Source organism: Jutongia sp. (assembly GCF_057878315.1).
On the sequence record NZ_DBLXSO010000009.1, the window covers coordinates 1 to 24,472 of the forward strand.

The window sequence follows — 24,472 nt, forward strand, 5'->3', positions numbered from 1 at the left end:
CACTCCCCTGTTCGGATGATTCTTTGAAAAGCACCTGTGATGTTTCATCGCGGGTGCTTTTTTGTGCCGATTTTTGCGGAATGAAGATATTTTACAAGACTTTCTGTATTATAGCAGCTATTATACATATTATTCCGGAAAAAATGCCGAAAAGCTTTGAAACATAAGGCTTTTCGGCATTTAAGTTTTTTAAGAATATAGTCGGTTTTTATATATAGATTTTAATAAATAATATAAAAAGTCATCATTCCCCTATAAATGTTTTCCGCAGCTTCTTCATATCCAGTGTCTGGCTTGGCTTAAACGCATCGGAGCTGACATAGGATATGATGGAGCGGATAAACTGATCGACCTCCGGAAGCTTTGTGACATCGCGGTATGTGATCACTTCGTCTGTTGCGGTGATTGATTCATCGCGGGTCGGTTCTGTCAGGTTGACAAGCTCGCTGAGACGGATCGTACAAACCATCAGAGAACCGTTTCCGACCTGTCCCTCAAACAGGATGCCAAGCTTGTGGTTGCGGTCGAAGTTATCGATCATCTGAACGATCGGACGGAAGCTTTTGTCTGTCGTATCATCCAGAATCGCACAGTCACAGTGTGAAACAAGCTGATACCACTGTGGTGTTGCGTAGGAGTGGGATGGAAACTGCTTTAACGCAGGATGTTCATTCTGGATCAGCAGACCCATTGTGCCGACAGCGACCGGTTTTTTCATCCATTCGCAGATATCGCGGAACATTGGGTAGCACCAGAACTCTGTACAGTAGAAGCCCCTGAGGCTCTCCTTTGTCTCCTCCGGCAGATAAAGAACACGGCTTCCATTGGCAAGAAGTGTCTCTGCCTGATCGAAATTGTTGGTGATATATGTGGTATACTCGCCCTCGCCTACGGTTGCGACCGTCGCAGGATCGATCCGGTCGGTGACTGCAGGATACAGGAACAGTTCATATTCGTTATGAATATCTGTGCCATCAATGTCCAGAGTCAGTGTTGCCGTTCCTGCTTCAGAAACAGCCGGAACATCGATCGTGACCGCTCCGAGTTCGTTAAGACCAAGGAGCTCGTCCGGCAGGGCAACTGTATTTTCGCTTGACACCGTACCGTCTGCTAATGTGAAGCGGCAGGTTACGGACTTACCGGCAAGGCTTTCCTGACGGTAGTAGCGGATGGCGAGTGAAACATTAAAGGATGTTCCTGCGGTTAAAACATAGCTGTCAAATTCGGCAAGCAGGATCGCATCGGAACAGTACTGTGCCCACTCCTTGGTTGTGACAAGTCCTTTGCTGTCCATAAATGCATCAAGAATACCGACAAGAGCGGTGCCCTGACCGGAGAAATCCTGAATGTCGAGAATCTGATATCCGGCAAGGCTTTTGGTGCGGGCAGCAGCCTCCAGCTCTTCTTTATAACATTGAACGGCAAGCTTACCACTGTTGTAGAAAAAGTCGTCTGCCTGATCTGCCATACCCTTCTCGGTAAGGCGCTCACGGAATACCTCAAAGTTGCGTGCCTTGAGAACACCGGTGTATTTGTCGATCTCATGGAAATCCGGATAAACACAGTACTGACCGATCTCATGGGAGATAACCGGTATCTCCGGCATGAGAACCTCTGTGTTCTCGGCTGCCTTTACCTTCTTGACACCGGTACCGTACTGGATCTCAATCTCTGCTGCGTCATCACTGCTGTCTGTGCTTGTGTGTGTTGGCAGAATTGCTTCATCGTAATTCTTGCGGGTGGACGGCTCGGCACTTTGAACATGACCGAGCGGTGCATCGCACATGCCATAGGAACCACGGAAAAGACGGTTCTTGCTCAGACGGACACCAACAAAGAAATCTTCCTCCGGAAGAATGACCGGTGTATGTTGGAAGTTGTTGGAACCCTGTGTATATAAGTGGCGTGTATCCACAGCCTTGTAAGCGGCGAGAATCTCGGAAATACGCTCCTTGCTTCCCCAGAGCTCGTTACCAAGGGACATCATACAGTAGGAAGCGTGGTTTCCAAAATATTTCATCATGCGGAAGCCTTCCTCGATGAGGTATGACTGTTCTGTGTCGTTGTGCCCCTCCTCACCCGGCGCGGTCATTGTGCCCCAGAACGGAAGCTGTGGCTCCATATAGATGCCGACCAGATCAGCAGCCGTAAATGCGGCATCCGGCGGACAGCAGGTGTGGAAACGATAGTGGTTGATACCATAGCTCTTTGAGATAGAAAGAACACGGATCCATTCCTCAACGGTAGCAGGAACTGCTCCGGTCAGAGGAAAAATCAGACCGTCATGCTTTCCTCGCAGGAATGTCTTGCGTCCGTTGATCGTAAAATCAAGACCGTCTGCTTTAAAATCACGGAAGCCGAACGTTGTGACAGAAGTTTCTTCGCTGTCTGCAAAGGAGGCAGTCAGCTCATAGATCACCGGTGAATACTCACTCCAGTAAACCGGCTCCTCATTCAGTTCATATGTAATGCTTGTCACAGCCTCTCCTGCCGGAAATGGCACGTCAAAGCTCTGTGCTGCTGTTGCATGATCCTTCAGCCCGTCACGGTCACGAAGTCTGGTTTCAACCCGGATCTGCTTTGTGGCATCGGTGCCGGAGATGTTTACGGTAGTAAGCTCCAGAGTCACGGAAGCCTTTGCAGTATCCGGATACGTCTTAATATGTGAGATAAAACAGGTATCATGAATATGGAGAGAGATCTCTCCGATGATACCGTTCCAGTTGGTCTGAGTGTCAGGCGATGTCAGGTGACCGCCCTTTGTCGGATATGCCAGTGGATCTGCTTCGCCCTCTTCCGGTTTCTGGAGATTGGCAACAAGGATCGTCAGACGAAAATCCGGTTTGGTGACCGCCCCAGTCAGGTCATAGATGTGCGGTGTGTTCAGACTGTCATAGCTGCCGATCGGAACATCATCCACCCATACCTTTGTCACACGCGTGCGCTCCAGATAAAGGAAAATATTTTTGGAAAGATCGGCCTGCTCGAGATGAACCTCTTTGGAATACCAGGCGTAGCCCTCGAACAGATAAGGATCGGTCAGAGTACCGGTTTCGCGCTTGTCGGAAAATGTTCCCTTCTGTGCCATGGAGGTTGTCCCCGGCAGTGTGATCGTATCGCCAAGCGGTGTTGTATAAAATGCGTCATGAATGCCGGTGCAGCCGGCGTCAAGCCGGAAGTCCCAGACACCCTGTAAACTGATATTTTTAGTCATTCTTGTTCTCCTATTAGTGTTAAATTTCGACAGGAAAAATCCCTGCTTATGATTATACATGTTGTATCCGGCTCTTTCAATAAAAAGATGCAGGATTGCCGAAATTGCGCAATAAAGGTGTAATTGTTGGAAGCATAATAATACTGCATAAAACCGAAGACATATTTGTGGTTTTGAGTGAGCTGTGATATACTGCAAAAAAGAGGGTGAATACAGATGAGAAGAGGGATTGCTTCGTGAAGATACAGGAATGGCGCAGACTGGCGCTTTGCAGTGTCGGTCTGTTGGCGGCTGTACTGCTTGTCAGCCTGTCCGGAATGCTTCATCCACTGGCAGATAACAATCTGCCCGGAGAAGAAAACGGAACCGGGACGGCATCAGAACGGCTGCAGGATATTGCGCATGTGGAAGCGCATGGCAGAAATGAAAACAGGTCTGCGGTCACGCAGGAGCCGAGGCGGCAGTATGTGGTAGTCATTGATGCCGGACACGGCGGCGATGATGAAGGAACCGGATCGACGGACTGGAAGTACCTGGAGAAGGATTATGCACTGAAGGTGTCAGACTGTCTGAAGGAAATATTAGACGGAACGGACATTCAGGCGTATTACACAAGAACCGATGACAGGGAAGTATCCAAGGAGGATCGCGTTCGTCTGGCGAAGAAGGTCGGGGCAGATGCACTGATCAGCATTCACTGTAATGCATCGGATCCGGATGAGACAACGGCGAAGGGAGTGGAGACGCTTTATTCTTCCAGAAAGGCAGCAGCGAAGAATGGACTTTCCAGTAAAGAACTGGCGCGCAATATGCTGGAGTGTGTTTGTGAAACGACAGGCAGACAGAAGAGAAAGGTGATCCGCAGAGACCGCCTGTATCTGATGCATCATGCGGACATGCCGGTGACGATCGTTGAGATCGGCTTTATGACCAACCGGTCGGATATGGAGTATATGAAGTCCGAAGAGAACCAGAAGGCAATTGCGCAGGGAATTTATCGGGGAATCTGCACAAGCTTTCATATCTCCGAATAGAAAACAGACGATATGTCCGTGAAATGGAACATAATAAAAGGAAAAGAGGATAATCATGAAAAAAATAATCGTAGCAACCGGCAATGAAGGTAAAATGAAAGAGTTTCGTCAGATCCTGCAGGGGGAGGATATCGTATTTTCTTCTCTGAAGGATGAGAATCTGCAGGATGTAGAGATCGTTGAGGATGGCAGCACATTTGAAGAGAATGCACTGATCAAGGCACGTAAGATCTCGGAACTGACCGGACAGATCGTTCTGGCGGATGACTCCGGACTTGAGGTGGATGCACTGGATAAGGCACCGGGAATCTACTCCGCAAGATATATGGGAGAGGATACTCCGTATACAGTGAAAAATAATCATATCATCGAGCTTTTAAAGGATGTGGAGGGCGACGACCGCAGTGCCAGATTCGTCTGTGTGATCGCCTGTGTATTTCCGGACGGAAGAAGTTTCACCTGCCGCGGCGTGGTAGAAGGTCAGATCGGCTACAGTGAGAAGGGTGAGAACGGCTTTGGTTATGACCCGATCTTTTATGTGCCGGAGCTTGGCTGCACAACGGCAGAGCTTAAGCCGGAGGATAAAAATCAGATCAGCCACAGAGGGCGGGCTCTGACAGAGATGTACCGGAAAATGAAAGAATATGGTATTGTCTGATCAGAAAGCGGAAACAGAGAAAGGAATGTCAGATTAGTATGGAGAATAACGCAGCAGAACAGATCAAGGTGCTTGTGGTAAGCGATTCCCACGGAAGAAATGAGAATCTCAAAAAGGCAGTTGCAAATATGCGGGGAACTCATTGCAGGATGTTTCATCTGGGCGATTTTCAGTGCGATCCGGATGATATCTATGATCTGGCAGGCGTGCCGGTTGATATGGTGCGCGGCAATTGCGACAGCAGTCTTTGTGGTGTGCCGCTCTCAAAGATTGTGGAGATTGGCGGTTATCGGATCCTGCTGACACATGGTCATCAGTATGCAGGCTTTGACAGCATTGGAAGCATGAGTGAACTGGCGCGTGCCAATGACGTTTCCATCGTGATGTGCGGTCATACACATATTCCGCATGTGGAGCAGAGAAACGGTGTCTATGTGGTCAATCCGGGAAGTATTTCCAGACCGAGACAGGAGGGGCATCAGCCATCGTATCTTGTCATGAATATTGAACAGGGACGAGTAGATTTTGTGCCGGTGTATTTGACGTAAAAGCAGATTTCTGATATAATAGTTCTAAAATGAACTGTCTGATGCAAGGGAAAGCATCGTGTCCTGTCAATGTCAGACAATGGGGAGGGCTTCATGGATGACAGAATGGAACAATTATTAAGTGGTCAGTATTTCAAAAAGTATCAGGAAGTTATGTATTCCGAAATTACTGAAAAATTTAATATGACGATTATGGAAGTGCGTGTGCTGCTTTTTTTTGATAATCATGGAAGCCGCAACACGGCGAAGGATCTTGTGAAGATCTTTCATTTTACCAAGTCGAACGTGTCCAAAGCGATTGACAGTCTGCTGCTTCGCGGGTATTTAAAAAAGCAGTATGATGATCAGGACAGACGGTATATTCATTTGACGGTACAGCCGGAAGCAGCCTGTGTGCTGGAGATGGCAAGGCAGTGCCAGAGGGAGATGTTTCAGGAAATATTCCGGGGGATCAGCGAGGAGGAGCTTCTGGTTGTTCAGAACGTAGCGCAGAAGATTCACCAGAATATATCCGATGCATTGCAGTAATTGGGGGATGTGCATCGGAGCACGGGAAACCCGAAGGCATTTTTGAAAGGAAAGGTGATATTGTGCAGGATAATTTTGAAAAGATGATGAGCGATTTTACACACAAGTACAAGGATGTCTGTATTCAGAACAATTCCATTGACAGCAGTCTTTTTGCAGAATATGGGGTGAAGCGCGGGCTTCGTGACAAGAACGGTAAGGGCGTACTTTCCGGTATTACCAATATTTCTCTGATCAAGGCGAGTGACATTGTGGACGGTAAGGTTATTCCGTGTGATGGTCAGTTGTTCTATCGTGGATACAATATTTACGATCTGACGAACGGCATGAGAAAGGATAAACGTTTTGGGTTTGAGGAGATCACATATCTTCTGCTGTTTGGCAACCTTCCGACGAAGAGTGAGCTCGAGGAATTCCGTGGGATCCTTGCAAAGAACAGAAGACTCCCTACGAACTTTGTCCGTGACGTTATCATGAAGGCGCCGAGCCAGGATATCATGAATTCCCTGACGAAAAGTGTACTGACACTTTCTTCCTATGACGATAAGGTATCCGACATCAGTCTGGAGAATGTACTGTCACAGTGTCTGATGCTGATCAGTGTATTCCCGATGCTGTCTGTATATGGATATCATGCATATAATCATTATGAGAGAGACGAGAGCTTCTACATCCATCGTCCGGATGACAATCTGTCCGCTGCAGAGAATATCTTAAGAATGCTGCGTCCGGATAAGAAGTATACGGATCTGGAGGCAAAGGTACTCGATATGGCTCTGGTGCTTCACATGGAGCATGGTGGCGGCAACAACTCCACATTTACGACAAGAGTAGTTACCTCTGCAGGCTCCGACACCTACTCTGTTATTGCAGCCGCTCTTTCTTCTCTGAAGGGACCAAAGCACGGCGGAGCCAATATCAAGGTTGTTGAGATGATGCACGACATTAAGGAGCATGTCCGCGATACCGAGGATGAGGATGAGGTACGTGCATACCTTAAGAAGATCCTTCACAAGGAGGCATTTGACCGTCGTGGTCTGATCTATGGAATGGGTCATGCCGTATATTCCATTTCCGATCCGCGTGCCGTGGCATTCCGTGGCTTTGTGGAGAGCCTTGCACAGGAGAAGCATGAGAATAAGGATTATGCACTTTATTCCATGATCGAGAGGATCGCTCCGGAGGTTATCGGCGAGGAGTGTGCGATCTACAAAGGCGTCAGTGCAAACGTTGATTTCTACAGCGGATTTGTATACACAATGCTTGGAATCCCGACAGAGCTGTTTACACCGATCTTTGCGATGGCTCGTATCGTTGGATGGAGCGCACACCGTATGGAAGAACTTATCAATGTAGACAAGATCATTCGTCCTGCATATCAGAGTATTATGGTGCAGAAACCATATGAGAGTCTTGCGGACCGCAGTACACCAAAGTTAGACCGTAAGGGCAAGGAGCCTCTGAAGATTTCCATGAAGGATGAGAGCTGTTGATAAAGGAGGCTGACAATGTATATTGGTTCACATATTTCTGCATCAAAGGGCTTTGAGGCAATGGGAAAGCAGGCGTTAAAGCTTGGTGCCAACACATTTGCCTTTTTCACAAGGAATCCCCGTGGCGGTAAGGCAAAGGAGATTGATCCGGCAGATGTGGATAAGCTGCTCGCACTGATGGAGGAGCATCATTTTGGTAAACTGGTCGCACATGCACCGTACACGATGAATCTCTGCGCTGCCAAGGAGAATGTCCGAAACTTTTCGATGGAGATGTTTCAGGACGATCTGAAGAGAATGGATTACCTGCCGGGCAATTATTATAATTTCCATCCGGGTTCTCATGTGGGACAGGGGGCAGAGCAGGGAATCGAAATGATCGCGGAGGCGCTCAACGGAGCACTGTTTGAGGAGCAGACCACGACGGTGCTGCTGGAGACGATGGCAGGGAAGGGCAGCGAGGTCGGAAGAAGCTTTGAGGAGCTTCGCCGGATCATCGACCTGGTTGACCTTGATGATAAGCTGGGTGTCTGTCTGGATACCTGTCATATCTGGGATGGCGGCTATGATGTTGTCGATCATCTGGATGATGTATTAAATGAGTTTGATCAGGTGATCGGACTGGACCGCTTAAAGGCAATTCATTTAAATGACAGCATGAACCCGCTCGGTGCACACAAGGACCGTCACGAGAAGATCGGTCAGGGACATCTGGGACTTGAGGCGATCACAAGGATCATCAATCATCCGGCACTTAAGGAGCTTCCGTTTATTCTGGAGACGCCAAACGATGATGAGGGCTATACCAATGAGATTGCCATGCTCCGCAAGCTCCGGAAGGAGTAAGGAGCCGGGGAAGAATCTTAATAAATTTGTAATTTATGATACCTGCAGGATGTGGTATTCTATATAGAGAATCCATATACTGCGGGTGTTTTTTGTTAGCGGAGAGTGTTCTCTCCCTCATGAGCGAGGAGGGAGCCAAAGTGGGTCTGCCTGCTTGGTTCGTTTATTTTGAAACCCACTGTGTGATGATACAGAAGGAGGAACAAGTATGGGGGAAGGCATGGCAACGATTCTTGTGGCGGACGATGATCCGGATATCGCAGAGCTTGTGGAGATCCATCTTGCCGAGGAAGGCTTTCGTGTTTATAAAGCATATGATGGAAGGGAAGCACTGCAGGTTTTTGCGAGGGAGAAGATCGATCTGGCAATCCTTGATATTATGATGCCGGGCATTGACGGAATCCATGTCTGTGAGAAGATCCGTGAGGTCAGTATGATCCCGGTGATCATGCTGAGTGCGAAGGATTCCGAGGCAGACAAGGTGGCAGGGCTTGGGATCGGAGCGGATGATTATGTGACAAAGCCATTTCTGACGGGAGAGCTTGCTGCCCGTGTAAAGTCCCAGTTACGGCGTTATCAGAAGTTCGGTGTACAGGATCCGGCGGAGCGCACCGATGAGATCAGCCTGGAAAATTTACACATTGACAAAAGCCTTCATGCGGTGGAAGCCTTTGGAAAGCAGGTACATCTGACGCATCTGGAGTTTGAAATATTATATCTGCTAGCATCCCATCCAGGCAAGGTGTTTAGCACCGATGAGATCTTTGAACGGGTGTGGAAGGAGAAAAGCTACGACATGAGTAACACGGTGATGGTGCATATCCGGAGACTCCGGGAGAAGCTGGAGGGAAGACAGAGAAAGGCTCAGATCATCAAAACGGTCTGGGGAGTGGGATATAAGATTGAAGCATAGTATTTGGAAGAGCCTGAGACTGAAGCTTGTATTGTATGGGGCGGCGAGTCTGCTGCTTGCCGGAGTGACAGAGAGTATTCTCGCGATGCTTCTGTATCTGATGTCTACGGTGCTTGGGGTATCCAGACAGGATACCGTCTATCAGGCGGATGTTTCCTATGGACAGGATGCGGCGCAAATGCCATCGACTGTTTTGAAACATCTGGAACAGCTGGGCAGCGATAGTTTATATACGATGATTGCAGTTGGTATCCTTGCGGGAGTGTTTCTTTTTGTGGTCTATTTCCTGTTTCTGACAAGGGGACTGACCCGTGATCTTTCCAATCTTGCGGCGGGCATTTCGTCCATGACCATGGAACGACCGCGAAGACTTCCGGTGAAACGACAGGATGAGATCGGGGAGATCGCCCGCTCCGTCAATGAGATGACGGAGGAACTTACCAGGCTGATGGATGCGGAGAGAGAGGCACTGCAGACCAATAAGGAGATGATCGCCTGCCTGGCACATGATTTAAGGACACCTCTTACCTCTTTAAACGGCTATCTGAATCTGATGATGGATACCGACAAATATGACGCTGCGCAGAGACAGCATTTTACGGAGGTTGCCCTTCGAAAGGCTGACCGGCTGGAGGGACTGATACAGGATCTTTTTGATTATACGAAGCTGATGAGCGGGGAGATCACGCTGCACCGTAAGCAGGTTGATTTTGTTAAGCTGATCGAGCAGATGGTCGAAGAATTTTATCCGCTCATGGAGGATAATGAGTTGCATTGCTGCTTTGACAGTGCATGGAAAAGTCTGGAACTTGCGGTGGATCCGGACCTGATGGCGCGGGCAGTGCAGAATCTTTTAAGCAATGCCGTCAAGTACGGAAAGGATGGCAAGCAGATCCGGATCTGTCTGCAGGAGAGAGATGGGATCGTGTTGTCTGTAACGAATTATGGACTGATCATTCCGGAGGAAAGCCTGGATATGATCTTTGAACGTTTTTACCGGGTAGAAGGAGCAAGGTCACCTCAGACGGGAGGAACCGGACTGGGACTGAATATTGCGAGGGAGATCATTGTGCTGCATGGCGGCAGTATCACGGCACAAAGCAGTCTGCAGGGGACCATATTTGAGATATTCCTTCCATGGCAGAATGAGACGGAGGATGCAGAATTTTGAGAAAACGTTTAATGCATATAGGAAAAGTTCTTTTGATCGCGGCGATGGTCATTCTCTGTCTTGTGTTTCTGGACAGGCTTGGCAGCAGGAGGGTGGGACAGAAAAACGATAATGTGATCTCTTCCAATAAAATGGCTGTGTTTACCAGAGGAAATGTCCATGCGGAGATTCAGATCGGTGCAGCGACAAAGATACGGTACGGCAGGTATACACAGCTTACGGCCAATGTCCGGAATCTGGGGGACAGATTTTCAGGAGTGCTGCGTGTAAAGCCTGTCGGCATCAAAAACGGCACCGTCTATGAAAAGCAATTTGAACTGGCGCATTCCGGCAGCAAATCGCTGAAGCTTTATCTGCCGGTACAGACGGAAAAGGGGTACTTTAAGCTTACCTTTTTGGGGGAAGACGGTCAGGTGTTATATTCCGGTGTGATATGGACGGACGTTGACACAGAAACCGATGGGAAATATGTCGGTATCTGCAGTCGGAAGAAGGACCGGATGCGTTACATGGAGGAGAGCGGTACGAATGTAACATATCTGTCCGAGGAGGAGCTGCCGGAGGATTTTCGCGGCCTGGACTGGCTGGACGTACTGATCGCCAGTGATATAGATCTTCAGACGCTGCAGGAAGCGCAAGTGCGTGCGATCATCAACTGGGTTCGAAACGGAGGTATATTGGTGTTAGCAGACTCCGGTCAGGCAAGAGAAATCTCCCCGTTTCGCGGGAAGCTGTTTGAGTGGAAAAAGCAGGGCAGCTATGACATTGCTACGGCATTTGGCGTGACGGAAAAGGATATGAAGCAGATACGGGAGGAAGCGGTGCAGGAGGCTGCAAAACAGAAGCAGCAGGAGGTCAAGAGGTTCCTGAAAAAGAACCTTTCGGATGCAATATATAAGAAATGGGAAAATGACATTTCCGATTTGGAGAAATCTGACGAATGTATCCGGCCGGAGGGAGAGATCTATCATTATCTGAGTGGTTATTTTACACAGAGTATGCTGGATGATTTCCTGTCGATGAAGCTGACGGATGTGGAGAAAGCCGCAGTCAGGGAGAATGTTTTTTTCAAAAGAGTTCACAGGGAGCTGCAGGAGCTGGAGGTGACCGGTGGCAAAGCACTTTTGAAAACAAGGAAGGGAAAGGTGATACTTCAGGAGAAAAAAACAGGAAGAGGACGTGTGATCATAAGCGGTGTATCGTTAGGTCTATCCTCACAGTATTGGGATGTGCAGGGAAGCCGGATCCGCAACATTATATGGAAGGATTTTAGTGAGCAGGAGGGACGGCAGAGAGAATATAAAAGGAATGGTGGAGAGACAGAACAGATCTATGAAGACGGGCTGGCTGTGACTGACTGGAACAAGTTGCCGAATCTGCGGTTTTATATTGTTTTTCTGCTTGTCTATATTGTGCTTACAAGTCCGGTGTTTTATTATCTGATGAAACGGTCGAGACATCGTATGGCAGTCTGGGGGATGATCCCGGCGGCATCGGGGTTGTTTGCGGTACTGATCTACCTGATCGGCACGAGCACGAGACTGGAGGGGCAATGCATTAATTACCTGAATCAGATCGAGGTGGACAGTGAGGGAAACGGCATGCTGGAATGTCATTTCCGGCTGATCCATGATGAGGCAGGAAGCTATGAGCTTTCCGTGGATGGAGGTCCGGTTATGGAAAGCTCACAGGAACAGGCAGATGGACAGAAGAAAACGCGTCTGAGCCAGGGAGAAGGGAAGACAACGCTTCAGGTGGAACAGGCGCCGTCGTTTGAGGGAACCAATCTCCTGAGTCAGGATTCGGTGCGGCTTGACGGCTCGATCAAGGCGGATCTTTCCGTGTTAAATATGCACCTTCTTGGCAGACTGAAAAACCGCTCGGGCAGTGACCTCGAGGATTGTGTGATCTACCACAATGGAGTGATTTATCAGCTTGGGGATATTGCGGATCAGAAGACGTATCTGTTAAAGGAAAATCATTACCTGAAACGTTACTGGGTCAATGATTACAGCGGCAACTACGAACGTCTGGCAGATAAGTTATTTACGGATACGGCGAAAAGAACGCTGACCGGTGAGCAGAAGAAGAGACGATGGGCTCTTCTGGAAGCGTGCATGAAGAAAATGGGAACGACCGAGACGTTTTTCTATGGATTTGTCCCGGAGGAACAGGAGATATCCGGGTGGTATGATGTCCGGAAAGCAAAGCAGCAGAATATGCTGGGAGGCATTGAGAACATTGGCTGCCCGAAATACGGAGAAACCGGTATTATGCTGCGTATTTCCATTGGCGGACAGACGGTGTTAAACGAAGGAGACGCAAGGAATATTCTGGTCGGAGGTGACTAAGTATGCTGAAGATACATCAGGTTTCAAAAATCTATCAGAGGAAATATTTGCTGGAGGATCTGAATCTGGAGGTGGCAAATGGTGAGATATTTGGCGTGATCGGTGCACACGGCGCCGGGAAGACAACACTTTGCCGGATGGTCGCGGGGCTTATTCCGTTTGAGGGAGGAGAAATCCTGGCGGGAACCCCGGAGGTGCGGATCGACGGAGAGGGTGCTGCGGGGCTGGTCGGCTATGTCCCTGCAGAGTTTGGAAGATATCGTGATATGACCGTGGCGGAGTATCTGGAATATTATGGCGGACTGTATGGAATATCCGGATACCGGATCGACCGGCGAATGCAGGAATTGCTTCCGGCGTACAGAATGGACGGGATGGAGGTGGTGCCGGTGGCGGAACTGGCACCACACGAAAAGAAACAGCTGGCCTTAGTGAGATGCATGCTGAGAGAACCGGATGTACTTGTTTTGGATGATTTCTATCATGGCATTGACGCGGGGAAGAGACCGGTGTTGGATGAACTGCTTCATCTGCTTCAGGATACAGGGAAAGCCATTCTGGTTACCTCTGCCGGTTTCTCGCCTCTGGCGGGGAGTGGTGCGTTTCTGGGAATTCTCCAGAATGGGGCAATTGCCGTGCAGGGATCGTTAGAGGAAATCTCGGAACAGATCAATCAGACGAATCCTCTGGAGCTTTTGGTGGCAGAAAACTGTGCCGGAGCCGTAGAGGTGCTGAAGCAGGAGGAGACGGTGACAAGGATCTCGATTGATGGCGGCAGGATCCTCGCGGGCTTTCGGGGAACGCAGGAGGATCAGACAAGGATATTGCGGCGTCTTGTGGAAAATGATGTCGAACTGATCTCGTTTCAGCGAAGGAAAAGTGATCTGGAGACGGCCTTCTGGAAAATGACAGAGGAGAACTGATCAGGGTATAGGGAGATGGCCGAAAAGAAGCTTTTGGAAAATGGAGGTGATATGGATGAAGCTTAAGCTTAATCCGATTTTGCGGGAGGAGATGAAACGCTATGCGGGGTCAAGGCGGTTTTATGTCTGGCTGGCAGCGTATGAGCTGCTTCTTCTGGCTGTTTCCGGGACCGGCTATGGGATCGCACTCCGGACCGGCTGGAATCATGTGATGGATTACTCCGGGATCGCCTATGTGTATCTGGTGCTGGCGGGCATTCTTGGCAGCACGGTTCTTTTACTGGTGCCCTCCTTTGCGGCAGCAAGCATTGCCTCGGAATGGGAGGATCGCACGATGGAGCTTCTGATGGCATCGCCTCTGAAGCCGTTTCGGATCGTTGCGGGTAAGATGTTGTCTTCCATCTGTCTGACCCTTTTGTTTATTGTGGCCGGAATGCCGTTTTTGTCTCTGGTATTTGTGATCGGAGGCGTTGAGAAGCGCCATTTGCTGGAGCTTTTACTGGTGCTTGCGGTGGAGTCTGTATTTACCGGAAGCATTGGTGTTTACCTGTCTGCCTTAAGCCGGAAAACAGACACGGCAGGAATCAGGTCGTATCTGGCGGCAATGGGGGCGGGCATCGGCACGATCCTTATTGTGGCGGTTGTTTATTTTCTGCGCAAAAGCAGCGGTGGACATCCGGCAGGGGTCAGTCCGGTGAGCGCTTTTGTTCTTCTTTTGCTGGTAAATCCGCTTGTGACGTTGGCTTCTCTTCTGATGAGCCATATGGGATATACCGTGAAATTTGAACGGCTTCTGAATGTACTTGGAACACTGCCACAGGGGATTTTGACACATTGGTGCATGATCAGTGTTCTCCTGCAGCTTCTTCTTTCGGCAGTTTTTTTTGTTCTTACAGTACGCCGCCTGCAGCATTATTATCAGTAACTAAGACTTCCCATACCAAGGATAGAAATCCGCCCATAATATTTCTTATGTCAATAACGTTTGAAAGTGATTTTTGCCATATAGATTCTTAAAATCTCTGGGAGATCGTGCCTGAAAATTGACTTGTCGTTCTACGGTTTTCGCAAAATCTAAATGCTTTGCTGTTTCGATGTTTGATGAACGTGTCTTTCCGTACTCGCCTCAGGGTGGGATTCAGGTGTTTCAAAGGGTACTTGCGCTCGCCACTACTTGCACCTTGTTTTTTAAGGTGCTATGTAGTGTTGCATAGCGCAATGTAGCGAAAGCGTGCCCACTGAAATAGCTGAGCCCACCCATGAGGCTCAGTCGTCCAGACACGTATTTCATCGAAACATTGCAAAGCAAAGATTTTGCAGAAAACCTAACGATCTGCGTCAATTTTCAGGCACAGTCTCCCAGAGTTAGTTAAATTCAGAGGCAAAAATCACAATGAAATTTACAATACATAAGAAATATTATGGGCACACATCAATTTGAGGTATGGGAAGTCTTAGTCAGTAAGACACAAAGACAGCGTATTTTGTGAAATTGCAGAAGTTCCTGACAGGGGAATGTGAAAATATTTTTCTGTGGAATTTCTATTGACGAGTGTTATTGCAGGGGGTAAGATAGACGGGTGATATTTACCGGAAGATATGCGAGCTGTGCTTCGGAAGATGTACAGTGATATCAGTGGGGCTGTCACAGAACCGATAGAAGAGGAGAACAGACGTGAGAAAAATCAGTGAGAGAAAAAGAGTCGTTGTAAAGGTGGGAACCTCCACATTGACACACCGTACCGGACGATTAAATATCCGCCGTGTGGAGAATCTGGTCAAGACCCTTGCAGATCTTCAGAATGCCGGTCATGAGATTGTGCTGGTGTCCAGCGGAGCGATCGCACTTGGCATGGGAAAGCTTGGCATGACCAAACGACCGCAGGATACGCCGGGCAAGCAGGCATGCGCTGCGGTGGGACAGTGTGAGCTGATGTATATGTACGATAAATTTTTTGCCGAATACAGTATTGTTGTGGCACAGGTGCTTCTGACCAAATATGTGCTTCTGGAGGACCGCAGACAGCATGTTGTGAATTCGATGGAACGTCTTTTGTCACAGGGAGTGATCCCGATCGTCAATGAGAATGATACGGTGGCAATCGATGAGCTGGAGCTTGAGGTGGGAGAGAATGATTCTCTTGCAGCCAATGTTGCAACGATCGCCAATGCAGATCTGCTGGTGATCATGTCTGATATTGATGGTCTGTATGATAAGGATCCGCATGTCCATGAGGACGCCAGACTGATCCCGGAGGTCGGCAAGATTACGGACGATATCAGAGATCTTGCGGGAGGTGCCGGATCGGCACTGGGAACCGGTGGAATGGCAACGAAGATAAAGGCGGTTGAGATCGCACATGCTGCCGATATTGACGTGGTGCTTATGAACGGAAAGAATCCGCGCAAGCTGTATGATCTGTTTGAGGATAAACCGGTAGGAACCATATTTGCGAAGCAGTAAATGATAAAGCTCTGTGTTGGATGCATTTTATCCGGCACAGAGCTTTTGTGAAAATAGAGAAAGGACAGTGGTGAACAATTTACACCGCTGTCCTTTTTGTCGTTAAAATTTAGATACTAAAACTTCCCATACCTCAAATTGATGTATGCCCATAATATTTCTTATGTCCGGTTATTTAGAAATCATATTTTGCCTGCCAATATATTAAAAATCCGTGAGCTATGACTAAAAAATTGTCTTGTCACTTACGGATTTCGAAAAATCAAATTGCTTTTCTGCTTTGATCTTCGATAAACGCATCCTGCCGTACTCGCCCCGAGGTGGGCTCAGTCGTGCGGATGCGTATTTATCAAAGCATTGCAAAGCAAAGATTTTTCGGAAATCCTACTGATCTGCGTCAATTTTTTAGTCATAGTTCACGGATCAAGTGATTTCTCAGGCAAAATTGATATTTTATTTTCCGGACATAAGAAATATTATGGGCGGATTTCCATCGTTGATATGGGAAGTCTTAGTCATATTATTTGTTCAGCTGCTCGAACAGGACGTCCAGAAGAGCATCGTTATCCGCCGGATTCATGAAACAGAAACGGATATATTTGTTGTCCAGAAATGGGAATGTTGAGCAGTCACGGATCATCAGTCCCTTTCGGATCGCTGCCTCAAACAGATCCATGGAGGTCACATCATCCCGGAGGATGCGGACGAGAATGAAATTGCCGTGAGGCGGATAATATTTGATGTTCGGACACTTGTCAAGGATACCGCAGATCCGGCGGCGCTCGGAGGAGATTAACTCCTTCGTGTCGTGGATATATTCCTTATCCTGAAACATGATCTCTCCGGCAACCGCGGCAAGTGAATTGATCGTCCATGGATTCTTCTTGCTGTCGATGTCCTGCAGAAGCTGGTGGTTGCCACAGATGGCATAGCCAAGGCGCAGACCCGGCGCTGCGAAGAATTTGGAGATGCCGCGCAGGATAATGATATTATTATAATAGTTGGTTAGAGGGATCGAAGTGATCTCATCCGCTTTCTCGGAAAACTCCACATAGGTTTCGTCTACCATGACAAAGATTCCTTTTTCCTTACAGGTATCCAGAATGATCCGCATGCTCTGGCGGTCAATCTGGGACGAGGTAGGATTGTTTGGATTACACAGAACGAGAAGATCAATATCGCGGTCCAATGCCTGTGTCAGCTCATCGATATTCAGTTTGAAGTCATCACTTTCCTTCAAGCGGAAATAGTGGGAGCGGCCGCCCTCGAGACTCAGTTCGTGTTCGTATTCGGAATAAGTCGGTCCGACGATCAGTGCCTTTTTGGGATGCTTTAACTGGATCACCAGCGAGATCAGTTCGGTGGAACCGTTTCCAACGAGAATGTTGCGATAATCTGTGCCGGTATATTCGGCAATACATTTGCGCAGGCTTGTATATTCACGGTCAGGGTAAGAGGTGATGGCATCGATATGTTCCATCAGACCCTCGCGGAGCTTATAGGAGATACCGAGAGGATTGACGTTGGCGGAAAAGCTTGTGATGTCCTCCTTTTTGATGCCGTAGGCAGCTTCTATCTTTTCGAGATCACTTCCGTGAAAATGTTCCTTGTGTTCAATCATAATCTGGCCTCATTTCTATCATTTGTTATCGAACGTTGCACACAGTATACCATTTGACAGGGGTGTTGTAAATGTTGCGTTGAGTTTTTGGCGGTTATCCTCTATAATAAAAGAAATTGACGATATGCGGTCTGTGACGGCAGGCGGCATGCAGAAATTATACGGAGGTAGTACGGATGGCAAGGAAAAAGCAATACGAAGAAAAGCAGCAGCACGGCACGGTCGAGCTGCCGGTCGGACTGCATAAAATGAGCTATCCGGCCGGCACGGATGCGATCTTTTATCTTCACTGGCATCAGGAGTTTGAAATCCTGATGGTGACGGAGGGAGAGATCAATTTTGAGATCGAGGAACGCAAATATCTGCTGCAGGAGGGAGACGGTGTATTTATTAATTCCAATCTTCTTCATTCGGCAAGGGCAGTGGACGGAAAGCCATGCAGCTTTTTCGCGATCGATTTTCATTATCAGTTTCTGCATGAGGACATTCACAGCCGGTTCGGCAGAAAGTATCTCAAACCGGTGTTGGATGGTAAGATCATTTTCCCGGAGTTTATCTCCATGCGTTGCCCGGATGAGCCGTACCGGCCGGAGTTTGCGGATACCGGCAACCGGAGAAGGACTCCTGCACAGCCGGAGCTTGAGGCAGAGTGGGACGATGGAGGCTGGCAGAAGCAGGTGCTCAGGCTGCTTCGGGAGCTGTATGCATGTCCCGAGCATGACACGGAGCCGTACGAGCTGATGATTCGAAGCCATATCATGGGGATCTGGGACCGGCTGAACAGACAGAGTATACGCGTGTCGAGAAGGGATGAGCCGGGGGAGACAGGAAGGCTTGAGCCTGTTGTGAAGTATATGAAGGACAACTTCGCTTACGAGATCACATTATCGGAGTTAGCGGAAATGCTTCCGATGAGTGAGGGACAGTTTTGCAGGATCTTTAAGCAGACGATGAAGATGTCGCCGATGCAGTATCTGATGCGTTACCGGATATTGCAGAGCTGCCGTCTGCTGCAGGATACCGACAAGAAGATCGGAGAGATCGCCAACCTGTCCGGGTTTAACAATATCAGTTATTTCAACAAGGTATTTTTACAGACGATCGGATGTACGCCGAGAGAATACCGCAGCACCGGAAACTATTAGCCGGGAAAGGAATGTATCATTATTATGAGAGATTACCACAATATTTTGGACGCCGCACAGAGCTTTGAGAGTGCCTGGGGATTTATTTTTGACATGGATGGTCTGATCTTTGACACGGAGAGATTGTTTATGGAGCAGCTTGCCGTTGTGATGGCAGAGCGCGGATACCGCCTCAGCAGGGAGGTTTACTGCAAGAGTCTCGGGCTTACCGGTAAGAGTCTGGAGAAGCTGATGCTGACAGAATATGGTATGGATTATCCGTTTGCACAGCTTGGCAGAATTGCAAGAGAGCACGTAGATGCGATCGCAGCAACGGTCGGTCTGGAGTTAAAGCCTGACATTGTGACGTTGTTACAGTGGATCCGCCGTCAGGGACTTAAAGCTGCCGTGGCATCCTCTACCAGATCCGATATCGTGGAACGTTATCTGGAGGGTGCCGGCATCCGTAAGTATTTTTCGGTGATCGTGGGCGGAGAGATGGTAGAGAGATCTAAGCCGGAGCCGGATATTTTCCTGAAGGCAGCGCATCTTTGCGGCTTAAAACCGGAGCAGGCTGTTGTTCTTGAGGATTCCGAGAACGGTGTGCGTGCGGCTGTTGCCGCCGGCATACCGGTAATCTGCGTTCCGGACCTGAAAATGCCGGAGGACGAAGTGCGCAGGATGGCAAACATCGTTGTGACACCTCAGCTTCCGGACAAATAGAGCTTGGATATTATTATCGGTTGAAATTTTTATGAAAAGAGGAATTCTTAATAAATTCAAATTGTCTTTTCTGCTGCGGTGAGAGCTGCGCAGAAAAGATTTCTGTCAATATCTGATTTTCTTCCTCCGTAAACTGAATATTTTCCCGCTGCATCGTCTGTTTCCACTGCATCAGCAGAGGAAGTGCCTCGGTTAATTTTTTTCCCTGCAGGGAAGCGGCAAGTTGCTCGATCATTTTCTGCTTGGCAGGCTCCATCGAGCGGAATGCCTCATTCTGATGCCATGGTTCCATAATCTGCCTCCTTTTCTTCACCGGATGTCTGGGTGAAGCTCTTTAGCTGTTCGAAAAGCTGCTGTTGTTCCGGGGAAAGCTGTGTGATCAGAAATTCCATCAGATGGTTGGAGCTTCCCATACCGCCAAAGCCGCCCAGGAGTTGCAAAAGCATCTGGAGTGGATTGGCAGATGGGGAGGAAAATCCGGCAGCATGCAGATCCGGATTTCCATCGGGACCTTGTTGTGCCATGAAATCCCGGTAATTCTGGAACAGATGGCCGGCTTTGATGAAATTCAGGATCATCTGTACGAGATCGGCTTCCCGCGGGGTGCAGAATTCCTGCATGTGCATCAGCATTTCCTCGGGCCGGGCTGTCGTTTCGCATGCTTCCAGATCGCCTGTCATGCCGCCACGCGCCGTTGATAACAGTGTATTTGCCTGTAGTACAAGGTCGAGTGCGTACCGCTGACGCCCGGAGGTGTAGGGCTGTGCTGCACGCAGCATCGCCATACGGCGGTCTCTTTCTTCTGTGGTCATAGGATCGTCTCCTTTCTGTAAATGCATGATTTCGTGTTGTTATATGAATATGCATCCGCATGGGAAATATGATTGACAACCAATGCAGAGATTGTATAATTAAAATGTTATGCAGATGACGCGGGAAATGTATAAGAAACTGGATCATAGCAGAGAAAAGAGGCATAAATGGCAAAGAAATTGATAGACTTGATCGGTATCTCCAAAAGCTATGGAGATAAGGTGATATTAGACGACTTAAATTTATATTTAAACGAGAACAGATTTCTTACGATACTGGGACCGAGCGGTTGCGGAAAGACGACAACGCTGCGCATCCTGGGTGGCTTTGAGACGCCTGACAAGGGAAGAGTGATCTTTGAGGGCAGAGATATTACGTCACTGCCGCCCAATGAGCGTCAGGTCAATACGGTTTTTCAGAAGTATGCACTGTTTACCCATATGAATATTGAGGAGAATATCGCATTTGGTTTAAAGATCAAGAATAAGTCCAAAAGTTATATCAGAGATAAAGTAAAATATGCATTGAAGCTCGTCAATCTGGACGGCTATGAGAAGCGGATGCCGGATTCGCTCAGTGGCGGACAGCAGCAGAGAATTGCAATCGCCCGTGCAATCGTGAATGAACCGAGAGTCCTGCTTTTGGATGAGCCGCTTGGAGCACTGGATCTAAAGCTTCGCCAGGACATGCAGTATGAGCTGATCCGTCTGAAGAATGAGCTCGGGATCACGTTTGTTTATGTGACACATGATCAGGAGGAGGCTCTGACGATGTCCGATACGATCGTGGTCATGAATCAGGGCTACATCCAGCAGATCGGTACGCCGGAGGATATCTATAATGAGCCGCAGAATGCATTTGTGGCAGATTTTATCGGAGAGAGTAATATTATTGATTCTACAATGGTAGAAGATCGTCTGGTGGATATTCTGGGTACGAAATTTGTCTGTGTGGATGAGGGTTTTGGCAGGAACCAGCCGGTGGATGTGGTGATCCGTCCGGAGGATATTGTATTGACAGAACCATCAAAGGGAATTATCTGCGGGCGCGTGACCTCTGCAATCTTCAAGGGTGTTCATTATGAGATGGAAGTGCAGGCGGCCGGCTTTGAATGGCTTGTTCACAGCACCGTTTTGAAGGAGCCGGGCACCGAGGTGGGAATCTGGGTAGATCCGTTTAATATCCAGATCATGCATAAGCCGGAGTCGGAGGATGAGGAGCAGGAGCGTACGCTCGAGTAGATCGGAATGGAGGAATTGACATGAGAAGATTAGGCAAAAAACTTCTTGCGGGACCATATCTGATGTGGATGCTTCTGTTTACGGTGGTTCCGCTTATATTGCTTGTATATAATGCATTTACGGCATCGGACGGATCCTTTACACTTGCCAATGTGGCTGCGATCCTTGATCCGGTCAATGGAAAGCCGTTTTTACGCAGTATCGGAATGTCACTTCTGGTGACAGGGATATGCCTGGTGCTGTCCTTTCCGCTGGCACTGATCCTGCGTAAATATTCCAGCAACAAGAACAGCTTTATCGTAATGATCTTTATTCTGCCGATGTGGATGAATTTCATGCTTCGTACTCTTGCGTGGCGGCTGATCCTTCTGAACAATGGAATTTTGAATCAGATACTTACATCCCTTGGCTTTGGAAGAGTTCATCTGATGAATACGATGTGGGCGGTTATTTTAGGTACGGTTTATGATTATCTGCCGTTTATGGTGCTTCCGATCTATAACGCCCTTGTTAAGATTGACAACGATGTGATCAGCGCGGCACAGGATCTTGGTGCAGGACAGGGGACGATCCTGCGTCGGATCATCATCCCGCTCAGCATTCCGGGGATCGTCAGCGGGATCACGATGGTCATGGTGCCTTCAATCAGTGAATTTGTCATTGCATCCATGCTGGGCGGCGGCAAGGTTTATCTGATCGGAAATGTGATCGAGCAGGCATTTAATTCCGGTTATGCAGATATCCATGCGGGCTCCGGTCTTTCCCTGAGTCTGATGGTTCTGATCCTGATCAGCATGGTAATCTACCGGTTCTTTGATGGAGAGGAGGGGGAAAGCGGCATATGGTAAAACAGAAAGTGACGGACGTAGCATCCAGGATCTATCTTGCATTTGCACTGATCCTGCTTTATCTTCCAATCCTGATACTTATTGTATCCTCGTTTAATGCTTCCCCGCGTAACAAGGCGGTCTGGGGAGGATTTTCGTTGTCCGGATATACAAAGCTGTTTGGAAATGACATGATCATGCAGGCACTCGGCACAACGATCCTGTTAGCGGCAGGGGCTGCGTTTGTGTCTACGATCCTTGGAACCATGGCGTGTATCGGTATGCTTGGTATGCGCAAACGCACCAAGACCTGGATCATGGGGCTGACCAATATTCCGATGCTGAATGCAGATATCGTAACCGGTGTGGCGTTGATGCTGTTATTTTCAAGATTTATCAGCTTGAGCTTCTGGACTATGCTGATCGCACATATCACGTTGATCATTCCTTATGTGGTTCTGTGTGTACAGCCAAAGGTCATGCATCTGAATATGAGTATGTATGAGGCGGCGCTTGATCTTGGGGCATCCCCTTCCTATGCATTCTGGAAGGTTGTGCTGCCGGAGCTTGTGCCGGGAATTATGGCAGGCTTTATGCTCTCCTTTACGATGTCTCTGGATGATTTCTCGGTAACCTATTTCACGAAGGCACCGGGTATTCATACGATGTCAACCATGATCAATGCGGAGTACCGCAAGGGTATCCAGACAGAGCTGTATGCGCTGTCCACGATCGTGTTTGTGCTGGTGCTTCTGGTGCTTTTCCTGATGAACCGGAAGGCATGGCGTACAACGAAGAAGGCAGAACGGAAAGGGGGCGGGCTTTCATGAGGAAAAGAACAATGTTAAGCCGGCTCACGGCGGCAGGACTGGCGGTGCTATTGTCGGCATCCGGTCTGCTGACGGCATGCGGCACGACGGAGAAGAAGTCGGACAAGCGGATCGTTGTGTTTAATTACGGAGATTATATTGACCGTGATGTGCTAAAGCAGTTTGAGAAGGAAACAGGCATATCCGTAGCGTATGAGGAGTTTCTGACGCCGGAGGCAATGTACACAAAGTTTAAGAACGGAACGATCCATTATGACCTGATCTGCTGTTCGGACTATATGCTGGACAAAATGATCCAGGAAAAGGATGTGCGTAAGATCGATATGAAGCAGCTTTCCAACGCACACAATATCGGTGATACCTATTGGAAGCTGTCACAGAACTTTGATCCGGATAATGCGTATAGTGTACCGTATTTCTGGGGGACCGTCGGAATATTATACAATCCGAAGCTGCTTGACTTTAAGCCGGACAGCTGGAAGGATCTGTGGAGGAAGGACTATAAAGATAATATTATTATGCAGGACAGCGTCCGTGACAGCTTTGTGCCGGCACTGTGCCAGCTTGGTTATTCGATCAACACCACAGATAAGAACGAGCTGCAGCAGGCCAAAAAGCTGCTGATCGATCAGAAGGAGCTGGTACAGTCTTATCTGGTGGATGAGGTCCGTGATGATATGGCAAACGAGCAGGCGGCGATGGCAGTGATCTATTCCGGAGAGGCAGGGCTTGCAAGAGACTACAATGAAGATCTCGAGTTTGTAGTTCCCAAGGAGGGCTCGGATGTATGGATGGACAGCTGGGTGATCCCGAAGGATGGTGAAAACTACGAGGGTGCCGTGAAGTTTCTGGATTTCCTGTGCCGCGAAGATATTGCTATGCAGAATTTTGAGTATGTATATTATTCTACACCGAATACGGCAGTGTTAGATGAGATCGATCCGGAAGAAAAGGAGGATGATCCGGTGATCTTCCAGTCGGAGGATGTAGTAAAGAACTGTGAAATGTTCCGCTATCTCGGCAAGGACATGGAGGAATATTACAACTATATGTGGAAGGAATTGAAAGCATATTAATTGATTCGGAGACACAAAAGGGGATTGAAAAGCCATGGACAGGCGTGGTAAAATATATGTAAATTAAGTAATTC

The 24,472-nt window shown here is 48.4% G+C and carries 22 protein-coding genes; 18 read left to right on the forward strand and 4 right to left on the reverse strand.

From position 1 onward, the window contains the following. Positions 1–244 precede the first annotated feature (244 nt). Positions 245–3,214, reverse strand: a complete 2,970-nt coding sequence (locus ACZLMD_RS03275; protein WP_489495116.1) for a DUF8487 domain-containing protein — start codon at positions 3,212–3,214, stop codon at positions 245–247. A gap of 236 nt (positions 3,215–3,450) precedes the next feature. Here ACZLMD_RS03275 and ACZLMD_RS03280 point away from each other — a divergent pair, with 236 nt between their 5' ends. The 12 genes from ACZLMD_RS03280 to proB all read left to right on the forward strand — a co-directional run bounded on the left by ACZLMD_RS03280 (position 3,451) and on the right by proB (position 16,143). Next, on the forward strand, positions 3,451–4,248 hold the full coding sequence (locus tag ACZLMD_RS03280; protein ID WP_489495117.1) for an N-acetylmuramoyl-L-alanine amidase: 798 nt from the start codon (positions 3,451–3,453) through the stop codon (positions 4,246–4,248). A gap of 55 nt (positions 4,249–4,303) precedes the next feature. Then, positions 4,304–4,906, forward strand: coding sequence for an XTP/dITP diphosphatase (locus ACZLMD_RS03285; RefSeq protein ID WP_482523324.1), 603 nt, complete (start codon positions 4,304–4,306; stop codon positions 4,904–4,906). Between the two features lie 38 nt (positions 4,907–4,944). Further along, positions 4,945–5,454, forward strand: coding sequence for a metallophosphoesterase family protein (locus tag ACZLMD_RS03290; RefSeq protein ID WP_158577210.1), 510 nt, complete (start codon positions 4,945–4,947; stop codon positions 5,452–5,454). A gap of 93 nt (positions 5,455–5,547) precedes the next feature. After that, the gene (locus ACZLMD_RS03295; protein ID WP_482523325.1) at positions 5,548–5,982 is read left to right on the forward strand and encodes a MarR family winged helix-turn-helix transcriptional regulator; all 435 of its coding nucleotides are present in this window, start codon (positions 5,548–5,550) and stop codon (positions 5,980–5,982) included. 83 nt (positions 5,983–6,065) lie between these two features. Beyond that, complete coding sequence (locus ACZLMD_RS03300) at positions 6,066–7,475, forward strand: citrate/2-methylcitrate synthase (protein WP_022305411.1); 1,410 nt, start codon at positions 6,066–6,068, stop codon at positions 7,473–7,475. Between the two features lie 15 nt (positions 7,476–7,490). After that, positions 7,491–8,321 carry a deoxyribonuclease IV gene (locus ACZLMD_RS03305; protein ID WP_486817980.1) on the forward strand — a complete coding sequence of 277 codons (831 nt, stop codon included), beginning with the start codon at positions 7,491–7,493 and terminating at the stop codon, positions 8,319–8,321. 220 nt (positions 8,322–8,541) lie between these two features. After that, the gene (locus ACZLMD_RS03310; RefSeq protein ID WP_489495133.1) at positions 8,542–9,234 is read left to right on the forward strand and encodes a response regulator transcription factor; all 693 of its coding nucleotides are present in this window, start codon (positions 8,542–8,544) and stop codon (positions 9,232–9,234) included. Beyond that, positions 9,224–10,405: a sensor histidine kinase gene (locus ACZLMD_RS03315; protein ID WP_484107573.1), complete on the forward strand. Its 1,182-nt coding sequence runs from the start codon at positions 9,224–9,226 to the stop codon at positions 10,403–10,405. The genes ACZLMD_RS03310 and ACZLMD_RS03315 overlap by 11 nt, the downstream gene beginning before the upstream one ends. After that, positions 10,402–12,756, forward strand: coding sequence for a DUF8726 domain-containing protein (locus ACZLMD_RS03320; protein ID WP_489495118.1), 2,355 nt, complete (start codon positions 10,402–10,404; stop codon positions 12,754–12,756). Before ACZLMD_RS03315 ends, ACZLMD_RS03320 begins: the two co-directional genes overlap by 4 nt. Positions 12,757–12,758: 2 nt before the next feature. Then, on the forward strand, positions 12,759–13,679 hold the full coding sequence (locus ACZLMD_RS03325) for an ATP-binding cassette domain-containing protein (protein ID WP_489495119.1): 921 nt from the start codon (positions 12,759–12,761) through the stop codon (positions 13,677–13,679). Between the two features lie 55 nt (positions 13,680–13,734). Beyond that, entirely contained in the window at positions 13,735–14,604 is an 870-nt protein-coding gene (locus tag ACZLMD_RS03330) for an ABC transporter permease (RefSeq protein WP_484107576.1), read from the forward strand. A gap of 750 nt (positions 14,605–15,354) precedes the next feature. After that, positions 15,355–16,143: a glutamate 5-kinase gene (proB, locus tag ACZLMD_RS03335; RefSeq protein ID WP_022305651.1), complete on the forward strand. Its 789-nt coding sequence runs from the start codon at positions 15,355–15,357 to the stop codon at positions 16,141–16,143. A 520-nt stretch (positions 16,144–16,663) separates the two neighbouring features. Here proB and ACZLMD_RS03340 read toward each other — a convergent pair. Then, positions 16,664–17,764 (reverse strand): pyridoxal phosphate-dependent aminotransferase, encoded by a 1,101-nt coding sequence (locus tag ACZLMD_RS03340; RefSeq protein WP_022307246.1) that lies wholly within the window; start codon positions 17,762–17,764, stop codon positions 16,664–16,666. Between the two features lie 176 nt (positions 17,765–17,940). On the opposite strand from ACZLMD_RS03340, the gene ACZLMD_RS03345 reads away from it, so the two are divergent. Together ACZLMD_RS03345 and ACZLMD_RS03350 are read left to right on the forward strand one after the other, a co-directional pair. Then, positions 17,941–18,909 (forward strand): AraC family transcriptional regulator, encoded by a 969-nt coding sequence (locus ACZLMD_RS03345; protein WP_455058270.1) that lies wholly within the window; start codon positions 17,941–17,943, stop codon positions 18,907–18,909. A gap of 24 nt (positions 18,910–18,933) precedes the next feature. Next, a complete protein-coding gene (locus ACZLMD_RS03350; RefSeq protein WP_022307244.1) occupies positions 18,934–19,611 on the forward strand; it encodes an HAD family hydrolase in 678 nt (225 codons plus the stop codon). Between the two features lie 13 nt (positions 19,612–19,624). Here the strand turns inward: ACZLMD_RS03350 and ACZLMD_RS03355 are convergent, their stop codons facing one another. Together ACZLMD_RS03355 and ACZLMD_RS03360 are read right to left on the reverse strand one after the other, a co-directional pair. Beyond that, positions 19,625–19,903 (reverse strand): hypothetical protein, encoded by a 279-nt coding sequence (locus ACZLMD_RS03355; protein ID WP_489495120.1) that lies wholly within the window; start codon positions 19,901–19,903, stop codon positions 19,625–19,627. Continuing rightward, positions 19,881–20,423: a hypothetical protein gene (locus ACZLMD_RS03360; protein ID WP_482521920.1), complete on the reverse strand. Its 543-nt coding sequence runs from the start codon at positions 20,421–20,423 to the stop codon at positions 19,881–19,883. Before ACZLMD_RS03360 ends, ACZLMD_RS03355 begins: the two co-directional genes overlap by 23 nt. Positions 20,424–20,591: 168 nt before the next feature. Here ACZLMD_RS03360 and ACZLMD_RS03365 point away from each other — a divergent pair, with 168 nt between their 5' ends. The 4 genes from ACZLMD_RS03365 to ACZLMD_RS03380 are packed head-to-tail and all read left to right on the forward strand — an operon-like array spanning position 20,592 to position 24,398. Then, positions 20,592–21,665, forward strand: coding sequence for an ABC transporter ATP-binding protein (locus ACZLMD_RS03365; protein ID WP_022307241.1), 1,074 nt, complete (start codon positions 20,592–20,594; stop codon positions 21,663–21,665). Positions 21,666–21,685: 20 nt separating this feature from the next. Next, entirely contained in the window at positions 21,686–22,513 is an 828-nt protein-coding gene (locus ACZLMD_RS03370; protein ID WP_455058267.1) for an ABC transporter permease, read from the forward strand. Beyond that, a complete protein-coding gene (locus ACZLMD_RS03375) occupies positions 22,507–23,322 on the forward strand; it encodes an ABC transporter permease (RefSeq protein ID WP_482523398.1) in 816 nt (271 codons plus the stop codon). The genes ACZLMD_RS03370 and ACZLMD_RS03375 overlap by 7 nt, the downstream gene beginning before the upstream one ends. Further along, positions 23,319–24,398, forward strand: a complete 1,080-nt coding sequence (locus tag ACZLMD_RS03380) for an ABC transporter substrate-binding protein (protein WP_243100583.1) — start codon at positions 23,319–23,321, stop codon at positions 24,396–24,398. Before ACZLMD_RS03375 ends, ACZLMD_RS03380 begins: the two co-directional genes overlap by 4 nt. Positions 24,399–24,472: the final 74 nt, after the last annotated feature.